The following is an 11,809-nucleotide window of genomic DNA, read 5'->3' on the forward strand; positions in this document are numbered from 1 at the left end:
GAAAAAGAGATTTATGGCATTATTATTAGCGGGCGATATTGGCGGAACAAAGACGATTTTGCGCTTGGTGGAAAGGACTGTTAACGGTGAAATGAACGCTCTTTACGAGTTTCGCTATCCGAGCGGGGAGTTCCCTGATTTAGTACCGATGGTGCGGCAGTTTTTGACGGAAGCTGCTATTAAGTTAAATTTTGCACCACAACCTGAAAAAGCTTGTTTTGCGATCGCCGGGCCGGTAGTCAACAACAGTGCAAAACTGACTAATTTGCCTTGGGTGCTGGAAGCAAAGCGTCTGGAACAAGAATTAGGAATATCCCGCGTCAGTTTAATTAATGATTTTGTTGCGGTTGGCTACGGCGTTTGGGGTTTGGACGATCGAGATTTGCACGTTTTGCAAGTAGGAAAACCCCGCCAACACGATCCAATTGCTGTGATTGGTGCGGGTACTGGTTTGGGAAATTGTTTTGCAATTCCCGAAGCAAATGGCATCAGAGTTTTTTCTTCGGAAGGGGGACACGGTGACTTTGCCCCTCGCTCGGAGTTGGAGTTTCAATTGCTGAAATATTTGTTAGCAAAACACGACATTCAAAGAATATCGATCGAGCGTGTAGTTTCGGGACAAGGGATTGTTTCAATTTACCAGTTTTTGCGGGACAGAAAGTTCGCTCCTGAATCGCCGGAGGTAGGGGAAGTTATCAAAAAATGGGAGTCAGAAATCGGTAAAAGCGAGAAGAGTGTCGATCCGGGGGCGACAATTGCACAGGCGGCACTCAAAAAGTGCGATCGGCTTTCGGAACAAACAATGCAAATGTTTGTAGAAGCTTACGGCGCTGTGGCGGGAAATCTGGCTGTGACACTTTTACCTTACGGCGGTTTGTACGTAGCTGGCGGCATTGCTGCTAAAATTTTGCCGCTGATTCTAGAAGGGGGTTTTATGCGAGCTTTTAGGCACAAAGGCCGGATGGATTCGCTGTTAGAAATGATGCCAGTTCGATTGGTTTTGAATGATAATGTAGGGTTAATTGGAGCGGCGGTTTGTGCAGCAGGTCTTTAGTTAATAATTGTATGGTGCGTCAGCTTTCAGCTTATAAATTTTTGAATAAATAATGCTCTGCTGACGCACCCTACTTAGCTATAATTATGTCATCTTCAAAATCTTCTCAGCAGCACCTTCAGATACAGGCATTACCGATAACCGATTACCTTTCCTCACCACCCAAATCTCATCAGCGCTAAACTTTTGTTTCAGTTCATCCAAAGATATTAATTTAGCAAACTCCTCAACAAACTCCACTTTCACAGTTTGCCAGCGAGGAGCATTTAACTGCGATTTAGTATCGTAATATTCGCTATTTATATCGAACTGAGTCGGGTCAGCAATCTCAGTCTCAACGACGCGCACCAACCCAACTATTCCCGGAATTTTAGTATTGGAATGGTAAAAAAATACTAAATCTCCCCGACTCATTGCTCGCAGAAAATTGCGAGCTTGATAGTTGCGAACGCCGTCCCAAGTACAAGTGCGATCGCTCTTCAAGTCGGCAATACTGTAAACATCCGGTTCCGACTTCATCAGCCAATAATTCATAAAATATCCTTCCGCTTCTGCAACCATAGAGTCAACATCAAATAAACAAAAATATGCACGCACAAAATACCCCAGTTCAAACCCAAATTTTCCCATGTTGGATCGTAAACCGGAGTAGGCTCAAACGGCTGAGGAAGGGTACCCCCATCCGGCAATGTAGTAGGCGCGGGAACCATCCCATTCACATTAACTAAAGAGCCGTAAGCACCCACAGACCAGCGGCTTAACATCAGCCAAGAAAACTTGCTCGCCGCACCTTCCATCTTAAACAAAACTCCAGAAAAAATAATTTGAGGCAGCAATAAGAGAGGCAAAGCGCTGTTAGCTTGAGAGCTATTTTTAACAATCGCGGAAACGACTAATCCGAGACTTATGCAGCTCATTAAAGTTAGGAATGTGGTAATACTTGCTCCCAGAAACCAGGAAATAAAACTCGGTTCTGGGGATTTAAACGCACTCAGAATAACTCCTACCATTAACAGCGTTTGCAATACTGCCAAACCAGAAAGTATGAAAAACTTTGAACCCAAATAAGCAAACAATCCTAAATTTACCAAACGTTCGCGCAAATAAATAGCAGATTCTTTAACAATTTCTTGGAGAGAAGTTGCCAGCCCCACCCAAATAGCCGCGCAAGTAAATACAAATAAAACTCTGAGGGCTAAAGGTGCTAAAGTTGCCTCCGGTGCGCCAATTAACGGGTCTTTATCTCTGACCGCTAGCCGCAGCAAACTAATGCCGATCGGAGCCGTTAAAAGAGCTAAACTCAAGTTAACTAAGTCGCGGGAAACGAGTTGAAAATAGCGCTGGGCAAGCAAAACGAGTTGTTTGACAAAAGATTGAGATTTTGGTGCAGAAGGTGCTGAAGGTATTTGTGCATTAGCCTGGCCTGTGCTGAAGTGGTTGACAATATAGCGCTGATAGTAGGGAGATTTGTTAAACTTTTCTGCCCAGCTTTGAAGGTTAGTTTCTCCTGTTTCTAATTCGTTGTAAATGTCTGCAAAATCACTTGTTTTGACATCGAAAAAATCCAGCGCTTCCCTGGGCGGGCCGAAGTAACAAAGGCGTCCGCCGCGACCCATAAACACAATACGATCGCACATCGTGATATTTGCCGTCGCGTGAGTCACCAGAATCACCGTCCGGCCTTGATTTGCCAACTTTCGCAGCAGTTGCATCATCTTCTTATCCAAACCCGGATCGAGTCCTGAAGTCGGTTCGTCTAAAAAGAAAAGTTTCGGATCTGCTAACAGTTCGACTCCGATGCTGACCCGCTTCCGCTGTCCGCCGCTAAGCTGTTTTACCCAAGCCTTGCGGCGGTGAGTCATTTCAATATCTTCTAAAGTTTTTGCGACTACCTGCTGGACATCTGTATCGGGAGGTAAGCGCAATTGAGCTGCATAACTCAAGACTTCTTCTACTGTTAAATCTGCGTGTACAATATCATCTTGAGGTACGTAACCGATTTGATTGCGGTAAATATTGAAGTTTTGGCGCAGGTTGTCGCCATTGAGAAACACAGCGCCGTTAGTAGTTTTTTCAATGCCTAAAAGCGTCCGCATTAAAGTAGATTTGCCAGCGCCGCTACCGCCGACTAAAGCCACAAACTGCCCCGGTTCGATCGCCAAAGTGATGTTATCCAAACGCTTCGGAATCACCAGACTGTCAGCATCCAAACGAATTTGATGGCCGGAGTCTTGCATCTGCAACTCACCGCTGCGGTAAGTTAGAGTAAACGGGCCGATCCGAATTGCATCTCCCTCGGACAACTGTACAGAATTTGTCACTCGCTGACCGTTAACCAAAACTCCGTTAACGCTGTGGTCTCGCAAAATATAATTACCGCGGCTGTCTTGGTCGATTGTGGCGTGGCGTCTAGAAACCAGCGGCGCATCTAATTGCAGCGAAGCGTTTGGATCGCGGCCCAACAAAACCGACCGATTCTTAAGAAGAAGTGACTGCTTGCTAGGGACAGCAACCTGATTCGCCAGCGGATTAAAATAACTCAGCAAAATTTGATTTTGATGATCGAGACCGATTTTAATTTCTGTACCGTTTTTCAGACAATAACCGTCATTGGGAGTGATGCGAGTGCGATCGACAAATAAGCCATTAGTGCTCGGCCGCTGGCCGTCACCGTCGTAAATCCAGTAATTATCCCCAATTTGGCGCAAAACAGCGTGAACGCCGGAAACTGCGCGCCAGGGTTCGGGAATGACTAAATCAGTACGAGTGCGATCGCGCCCCAATACGTGCTGCTGCTGTTTTAACTCTAACTGTAAAACCTCCCCTTGATTGCTTAATACTATATAAGGTCGATCGCTTAAAGCAGTCAGTTGTCCTATATTGCCTGTCATACTTCAATCGCAGTTTTTGCACTCACTTTGGTCAGCATATCAAAAGTAGGACAACAATACACTTATATTAAGCAAACCTATTTGGCAACAACCGACAAACTGCGAAGCCGATTAATTGCCGCCGCCAATTCAAACCGTCGAAACATGGCAAAATCCCCTTCAGGAAAAGGTGATAAAATATCCATCCCCTCCGCGTCAATATCTGCCATCACCAAATCTATGATTTCCGACAAAGTGCGTTTCCCGTCCATGTATTGCTGCTTAGCATAAACCATTGCCGCAGCGATCGCCCTTAACTGTCCGCTGTCCACAATTTGTTCAACAGCACCCAAATCAATATCCTCAGTTCCGAAAGCCAATTTATCAACATCCCGCACCTTTACCCGCACATCTCGCCGTCCCCGACTCGGATCTAAACTAGCAGGAATCGGCACTCTTTGAGTAATCTCACCAAAATTTTCTCCCCCTTCAGCAGCACGGCTAGTCGAGTATTTTTTAGCAATTTCTTTAGCTTTTTCCGTCACATTATATGCGTGAAAGTTATCCATTGAAATCACAGTATCTGCCACATCAAAATAATCGCCACTTCCCCCCATTATTAAAATAGTCGATACGCCATAATCTGCATACAATTCTCTCACTTTATCAATAAACGGTGTAATCGGTTCCTTATCCTTAGCGATGAGTTCCTGCATTCGGCGATCGCGAATCATGAAATTCGTCGCCGCCGTATCCTCATCCACCAATAAAATAGGCATTCTCCCCACTTCCAAAGCCTCAATAATATTAGCAGCTTGCGACGTGCTACCGCTCGCATTTTCAGTATAAAATTGTGCAGTATCTCTACCTTGCGGCAAGTGGTTAATAAAAGGCGAAATATCAACTCCCGCCACACTTCTGCCATCTTCCGCTCTAATTTTAACCGCCGCAGGATTAGTCACCACAAATTCCCGACCATCTCCCGGAATTCGGTTGTAAACTCCCAACTCGATGGCCCTGAGTAAAGTAGATTTGCCGTGATAGCCGCCTCCAACAACCAAAGTAATGCCAGCGGGAATACCCATACCGGAAATCAAACCGCGATTCGGACAATTAAACTCAACTTTTAATGACGGCGGCGACTGAAAAGCCACAGCATTATTTAACAAAGGGCGCTCGTCAACACCCGTGCGGCGGGGCAAAATAGAACCGTCAGCCACAAACGCAACTAATCCTTTTTCAGCTAACTGTTCCCGCAGCCAGTCAGCATCTTCTACAGTTTCAACGTGACGGCGACATTCAGCCGCATTTAAGTGAGAATATTTGAGAGAATTGCTAACAATTTGGGGAATATCTTCGCACAGCATTTCAGCAGCTTGTCGCCCTAAGATACTGCGCCCTCCCGCTGGAAGTCCGACGGCAAACCGCAGTTCAACTCCTCCTAAATCTGCCATATCGGATGTATTTGACGAAATGATAAATGCGGAAGTTCGCTCTAAAACTTCTTGTCCGAAGCGAGTCACTGCAATCATACCACTTTTCCCAGTGCCACGTTTGCTGCTGATGCTGTGTGCTGCTCGGTCAAACTGCCGAGTCAGGTAATCTCGCAGGGCTATTTCTCGACTGCGAGAGTTGAAAAGTTCGCGGGGAATTTGAGCAATGTTGGGGGGAACTATGACTCTAAATTTACTGGGAGAAGCAAACGGATCTCCCTGCACGTAATCAATAATTAATGTGAATTCAGAAAAGTCGTAGTTACCTTGAATGTCTTTGTAGGCTTTGTAGCCTCGATTGTCTAGTTGCAGTAAATGCCGTTGCAGGCTTTCTTTCTTAATCATTGGTTATTAATTATTAGTTATTAGTTATTAGTTATTTACCTAGTTCCTAAGCAGAGCCTAGGAACCGATTTTCAGAGGATCTGCCTCGCTTGCTTGGCGTGGGAAAATTGGAGGCAGATCCTCCGGATATGCGTTACCAGGCTCTGCCTGGTAACGAGTAGTTACCAATTATCTAATTTCCAATAATTTAGCCGTGGCATTAACAACAATTTGAGCAGAACCGGCGAAAAAAGGTCGATCGATAGTTGCTAATGTATCGCTAGATTGGTGATAGTGGGGCGATCGCAAATTTGCAGTATCCGTCACCAACACAGCACCAATTCCTTTATACCAGAAAGGCGCGTGGTCGCTGCGTAAAACATCGGGAGTCAGCAACCCTTTGAGGGGAACCGGCAGCGCCACCACCGCAGGTAAATCGGCTTTTCCAGAATCTGCAAAACTTTTCAATAGCAGCGGATGTTCCGCATCCCCAATCACAGCGATAAACTCACCTTTGTCGGGAGATTTTACCCCCGATGCTTCTAAAAAAGGTTGCGCTGTTAATCCTTCGGGATATTGCTGGCATCCGGGCGTGCGGCAGGCATAACCTACCATATCCAGGACGATCGCTCCCTGCAAATTTTTTAACCGCGCGTCGCTACCTGTGAATGCTAAACTGCCTAAAAGTCCCATTTCTTCCCGGTCGAAAAATGCTAATTGCAGCGTCCGAGGCGTGGGCCGAGAACCCAGCAATCTTGCTACTTCTAAAACTACAGCGACTCCCGTCGCATTGTCGTCAGCCCCGGGCGAGTTGGGTACAGTATCGTAGTGTGCTGCGACTAAAATTGCACCGGCGTTTGAGTCAGTGCCTTTTCTCTCAGCGAAGACGTTGATTCCGCGATCGAACCGCTGCAAATCTGCGGAAAATCCTAATGTTTGCAATTGCTGGGAAATGTAGTCTCTAGTAAAGGAGCGAGATCGTTCTCCATCGCGTTCTCCTGCTAAAGTCTCGACGTGTTTCCACAGCCTGGACGGGTCAATTTGCGGCTGAAAAAAAGTATTTTTTTCAGCCGGAAGCGTTAAGGGAGACGGGTTTTGAGAAGTGTGGATATTGCGATCAATCCCAACTTCGGGTACAGCCGACAACCGCTGCCACGAGTCAGAATGCCAACCCACAGCTACCACCGCAACTAGAATAAATAGCGCTATCCAAATCAATTGTTTCATCAGTAAGTCTATGTGAGATTTTAGACAGAGCTTACGTACTCCTTGCTCTCATCAACCGGGTGTTTTAGCAGAAGCGAGGGCTGCAACAAAGTCTTTTTGTCAAACCCGGTTGATGGGTCCAGAACTGTTATATTTTAGATTGTAGGTTGACACCAGAGCTACAAATAAACCTGTTTCAAAAAATGAAACTCAAAAATATTAAAATTAGGTGTGCCAGAGGCAGTTTTGTATTTTTGCTTTCAACAAACAGGTAAAAGTCTTGGGATGTTGCCGTCGAATCTGTCTTGCTTATTGGGCATTCGACGGCGACATTCAAGTCACTAATTTACCTTTAAAAATTACAAGTCAAAACTACTTTTTTTCCCACTCAATCTCCTTATTATCCAAGATTAAGCCACTGCTACTGGGAAAAGCATAAGGAATAGTTTTTGCAGAAAATTCAACTATTTGAGTTGGTTGTTGAAACCACTCGGAATAACTCGGGTTGAGTTGGTCGTACAGTGCTTTCAAAGCTTGAATTTCTGCCTCTAGATGCGCTGCTGCTTGATTGATTCTACGAGCTTGTGCTTGCAAGCGTTTTTCCCCGGTTTGAACGTGGTTTTCCACTTCTTGCCAGTGCTGTCCGGCAAGCAATTTTTCTAGTTCACCTTGCTTGTAATTGAGTAAACCCTGTTTTTGTTGCAGTTGCTTTTCAATATTTTTAGTCTCTCGGTCAATTTCCTGGATTTGCTGTAACCACTGCTCCCCAAAAGCAGCAGTTTGCTTGTGGAACTCGGCAATGGCTTCAGGAGTATTATTTTTGGGAAAACTGACTGCCACTCGGCACTCTGAGCGCTGTACGGCAAGTTTTTCCCGCGCCTCTTGCAGGGTGGCAACTTCTGCTTGCAGCGCGCGGACTTCTTTTTGGAGTTCTGGGATGGTCTGACTCATGGGTTCAATTAGTGGACCTCTGCATAGATTTTAAGCTAATTGTTTATTTTTCTAACAAGTCCCGGTCGCCTCCTTGCGGGAATTATCTAATTTTAGCGCTCCCACCCGGTGTCTAGGCAGAATGGCGGATAATTTGTGGCACAATGGCTGATGACATATTTTAGATTAAGATTAAAATTGTAATTAGTTATAAAGCTAAATTATTATTTTTGTAATACTTAATTTACAAATCCACATAAATTCCGGGTGGCTGGGTTTTCCTATGGTAGATAAAGTTCTCCTAAAATTTTGGAGATTTATGAGAGCTAAAAAAAATATTTAAAATTAGGAAATAGAGCAAATGAAAATAATTTTTCAATTAATATTGGGATATTTCACGGTTGCTATTTTTGGTGTGGAATGTGGCATAAATCCAAAAATGTTACCGACAAGTCTAGGAGATGGGCATGGCACTCTCCTTGTAGAATGGATTTTGATTAGGTCTCAGAAACATAGCTATTTGCGCTCGGCATCTCCCCCCCTTACTTCTGCAAGCGCCCCATTATTTTTGGATAAATTATCCCCCATTGAGCCACTACAATTACCGACTTACAATTATATACAATCTCACGAAAGCCAGATAAAAGAACCTAATTTTAGCTTAAAAATAATCGGTAATTATCTGGTTTTTATTTTTTTATTAATCTCATTATTGATTAGGGGTAAAACAGTAAATATATTATCCAAGACTATGAGGTTAATTAAAACGAAGTCTGAAACAGATAAGGACAAGCTACCAAAAGGAGAAAAAGTGTTGTATCCAAAAAAAGAACTGGATATCTGGCATACTATTGCCCAAATGACCCACGATTTGCAGCAAACTGCCGAATATGCTCTCGATATTTGCGAGGAAATGAACGTCTCTATAATTGCGACCACCCCGGGCGGCCATATCCTGTCGTTAAACCAAGCTACCTGTCAACTTCTGGGATACTCTAAAAAAGAGTTGTTAGGCAAACCAATAGCTGGACTTTTTAAGAAAACTGAATCACCGCCACCCGAGTTAGAGTTAGCAAGTTTAACAGTCGAAGGTTCTGTCCGCCACGTCGAAAAAGTTTATCTTTCTAAACACCGAAAAAAAATAATTGTACACCTTTCTATTTTAATTATTCGCGACAGTCAAGGCAAGGTCAGCGGCAAGTTATACATAGCACAAGATATTACCGATAGCAAGCGAGCTGAAAGAAATTTGCGGCGCAGTGAAAAAAAGTTTCGCCAACTGATAGAAACTGTTAATGCTGTTGCGTTTATCTATCACCGCAGACAGTTCCGCTATGTCAATGCTCAGACAGAAGCTCTGACAGGATATACTCGCGAAGAATTACTAGCATTGGATTTATACGACATAATTCATCGAGATTTTATAGAAATAGTTAAAAACTGGGGTAAATCCAGCCACGCACGCTCAAATGCAGAGTCAAAATATGAATTAATAATAGTCGCGAAAAGCGGAAAAATGCGCTGGATTGAAGCAACTGTAGATATTATAAAATTTGAAAAAAAAGCTTCCATCTTAATCACAGCATTTGACATCAGCGATCGCAAATTAGCAGAGTTAGAACTAGAAACATCTGTTTCATTGCTTCAAGCAACCATTGAATCTACTGCTGACGGTATTCTGGCGGTTGACAGTGGGGGCACAGTGCTCACCTTTAACCGCAAATTTGCCGAAATGTGGCAGTTGCCGGATCTGCTGGTTGATTCGAGAGATAACCACCAAATTGTGGGGTTTGGAATCAACCAGTTAAAATATCCGGAAATATTTCTCAACCGTGCTAAAGAACTGTCTAATAGCCCCACAGAAGAAAGTTACGATCTCATTGAGTTGACAGATGGCAGAATCTTCGAGCGCTACTCGTTGCCCCAGCGCACCGGAGGCAAAATTACTGGTCGAGTATTCAGTTTTCGGGATGTAACGGAACGGGTGCAATCCGAAGAAAAACTCCGCAAAAGTGAAGAACGTTTTCACCTGCTGACGCGGGCGACAAATGACGCCGTATGGGATTTTGATTTGTTAAAAAATGAGTATTGGTTGAGCGAAGAATTTGAAAAAGTTTTTGGATATAAACTCAACGAAACTCAGACGATAGAATTAGAATCTTGGTGGTTAAATATTCACCCCGAAGAACGGGAAAGAGTGATGTTAAGCTTCAACAAAACAATGAACTCAGACGCTCAATGTTGGTCGGAAGAATACAGCTTTCACCGTGCAGATGGGGGATATGTTTTTGTGCTCGATCGTGGCTATATCATCCGTAATGAAAGTGGCAAAGCAGTAAGGGCGATCGGTACTATGATGGACATTACTCAGCGCAAGCAAGCTGAAGAAATTATTCGCTATCAAGCTGTTTATGACCAACTCACCGGTTTACCGAACCGGATACTGTTTAACGAGCGGCTGCTGGCCTCATTAAGAGAAGCTAAAAAAACAAAAAAAATGCTAGCTGTGATGTTTTTAGACTTAGACAGGTTCAAAAAGATTAATGATACACTAGGTCACGCTGCGGGCGATCGCCTTTTAGAAGGTTTTGCCGGACGCATCAGCGACACTTTGCGATCGACTGACACGGTTGCCCGCTGGGGAGGCGACGAATTTACCATACTACTTCCCGATATCAATTGCTTAGAAGATGCAGTTAAAACAGCTCAAAGAATACTCAACAATTTAAAGCCAGCATTTAAACTAGAAGGACAACCGTTTCACGTCAGCAGCAGCATCGGCATTGCTCTTTATCCAGATGATGGTGAAGATGCCGAAACTTTAGTCAAAAATGCCGATGCTGCCTTGTACCACGCTAAAGAAATGGGAAGAAATAACTATCAGTTATATACTTCAACAATTAATCCCCAAGGCAGCCAGTTACTAACTATAGAACACAGGCTGCACGAGGCTTTAGAACAGGGAGAATTTGAGGTTTTCTACCAGCCAAAAGTCAACATCACTACTTGGGAAATTCAGGGCATGGAAGCCCTGCTGCGCTGGCAACATCCACAATTAGGTTTAGTTACTCCCGCTACATTTATTCCGATCGCCGAAGATAACGGATTAATTGTAGCTATTGGGGAATGGGTGCTGCAAACAGCCTGCACTCAAAATAAAGCTTGGCAGGATGCTTTGCAGCCAGATTTGCGGGTAGCAGTCAACGTTTCGGCTCGGCAGTTCCAGCAATTTAATTTATTAGAAATGGTAGCGAATAGCTTGGAAAAAAGCGGTTTAGCACCCAAGTATTTAGAGTTAGAAATTACCGAGACTACAGCCATGCAAGATGTGGATTATACCACAAAAGTTCTCAGGGAGTTGCAGAATATGGGAGTGCAAATTGCGTTGGACGATTTCGGCACGGGTTATTGTTCTCTAAATTATCTCAAAAAGTTTCCCTTGAATATCTTAAAAATAGATAAATCCTTTGTCAGCGGATTGACGACCGATCCCTGCGAACTGGCGATCGCCAAGGCTGTAGCGACGCTGGGGCGAGATTTGAACTTGAGCGTGGTAGCCGAAGGGGTAGAAACTAAAGAGCAGTTGGAGTGTTTGCGCGAACTCCACTGTCAAGAAATTCAGGGTTATTATTTCAGCCCTGCCCTCTCGGTTGGTGAGGCTAGCAAACTTTTGGTAAATTCTATGTTGAGGAAAGTGCAAATTGCTTAATGAGTCATTAGTTATTAGTTATGGTTCTTGACCGCGAATCTTAGTCTCCCGACTTATTTTCCTCCGCTGCACCCCCAACATCATCACTGCTAGAGCGCTGCAGCGAGCCTAAGTTGTCCGGCAATTCGTTAAGATGCTTGCCCAAAAAGTGACACAGCGCTCTTAACTTGAGGGATTTTCAACTCCGAGGCATCAAGTCCTCGTTCCCGCCACCGCAGTTAAA

General features: G+C 44.2%; 7 protein-coding genes. 2 read left to right on the plus strand and 5 right to left on the minus strand.

The window, feature by feature from the left end:
• Nucleotides 1–13: 13 nt before the first annotated feature.
• A complete protein-coding gene (locus QUA45_RS05795; RefSeq protein WP_333219903.1) occupies nucleotides 14–1,054 on the plus strand; it encodes a glucokinase in 1,041 nt (346 codons plus the stop codon).
• Nucleotides 1,055–1,138: 84 nt separating this feature from the next.
• On the opposite strand, the gene QUA45_RS05800 is transcribed toward QUA45_RS05795, so the two are convergent.
• From QUA45_RS05800 to QUA45_RS05820, 5 genes are all read right to left on the minus strand, one after another.
• Nucleotides 1,139–1,588, minus strand: a complete 450-nt coding sequence (locus tag QUA45_RS05800) for an EVE domain-containing protein (protein WP_333100060.1) — start codon at nucleotides 1,586–1,588, stop codon at nucleotides 1,139–1,141.
• Nucleotides 1,585–3,945: an FHA domain-containing protein gene (locus tag QUA45_RS05805; RefSeq protein ID WP_333219905.1), complete on the minus strand. Its 2,361-nt coding sequence runs from the start codon at nucleotides 3,943–3,945 to the stop codon at nucleotides 1,585–1,587. Before QUA45_RS05805 ends, QUA45_RS05800 begins: the two co-directional genes overlap by 4 nt.
• A gap of 77 nt (nucleotides 3,946–4,022) precedes the next feature.
• Nucleotides 4,023–5,762, minus strand: coding sequence for an ABC-ATPase domain-containing protein (locus tag QUA45_RS05810; protein WP_333219906.1), 1,740 nt, complete (start codon nucleotides 5,760–5,762; stop codon nucleotides 4,023–4,025).
• A gap of 168 nt (nucleotides 5,763–5,930) precedes the next feature.
• Nucleotides 5,931–6,968 carry a M28 family peptidase gene (locus QUA45_RS05815; RefSeq protein WP_333219908.1) on the minus strand — a complete coding sequence of 346 codons (1,038 nt, stop codon included), beginning with the start codon at nucleotides 6,966–6,968 and terminating at the stop codon, nucleotides 5,931–5,933.
• A 351-nt stretch (nucleotides 6,969–7,319) separates the two neighbouring features.
• On the minus strand, nucleotides 7,320–7,898 hold the full coding sequence (locus tag QUA45_RS05820; RefSeq protein WP_333219909.1) for a hypothetical protein: 579 nt from the start codon (nucleotides 7,896–7,898) through the stop codon (nucleotides 7,320–7,322).
• 790 nt (nucleotides 7,899–8,688) lie between these two features.
• Here QUA45_RS05820 and QUA45_RS05825 point away from each other — a divergent pair.
• Nucleotides 8,689–11,586 carry an EAL domain-containing protein gene (locus QUA45_RS05825; RefSeq protein ID WP_333219911.1) on the plus strand — a complete coding sequence of 966 codons (2,898 nt, stop codon included), beginning with the start codon at nucleotides 8,689–8,691 and terminating at the stop codon, nucleotides 11,584–11,586.
• Nucleotides 11,587–11,809 lie beyond the last annotated feature (223 nt).

Origin of the sequence: Microcoleus sp. Pol12A5, from assembly GCF_036701435.1 — a bacterium.
GTDB lineage: Bacteria > Cyanobacteriota > Cyanobacteriia > Cyanobacteriales > Microcoleaceae > Microcoleus.

Bases quoted from the DNA above. Each gene is read 5' to 3' on its own strand.
- QUA45_RS05795 (WP_333219903.1), top strand. From the start codon at position 14: ATGGCATTATTATTAGCGGGCGATATTGGCGGAACAAAGACGATTTTG.
- QUA45_RS05800 (WP_333100060.1), bottom strand. From the start codon at position 1,588: ATGAATTATTGGCTGATGAAGTCGGAACCGGATGTTTACAGTATTGCC.
- QUA45_RS05805 (WP_333219905.1), bottom strand. From the start codon at position 3,945: ATGACAGGCAATATAGGACAACTGACTGCTTTAAGCGATCGACCTTAT.
- QUA45_RS05810 (WP_333219906.1), bottom strand. From the start codon at position 5,762: ATGATTAAGAAAGAAAGCCTGCAACGGCATTTACTGCAACTAGACAAT.
- QUA45_RS05815 (WP_333219908.1), bottom strand. From the start codon at position 6,968: ATGAAACAATTGATTTGGATAGCGCTATTTATTCTAGTTGCGGTGGTA.
- QUA45_RS05820 (WP_333219909.1), bottom strand. From the start codon at position 7,898: ATGAGTCAGACCATCCCAGAACTCCAAAAAGAAGTCCGCGCGCTGCAA.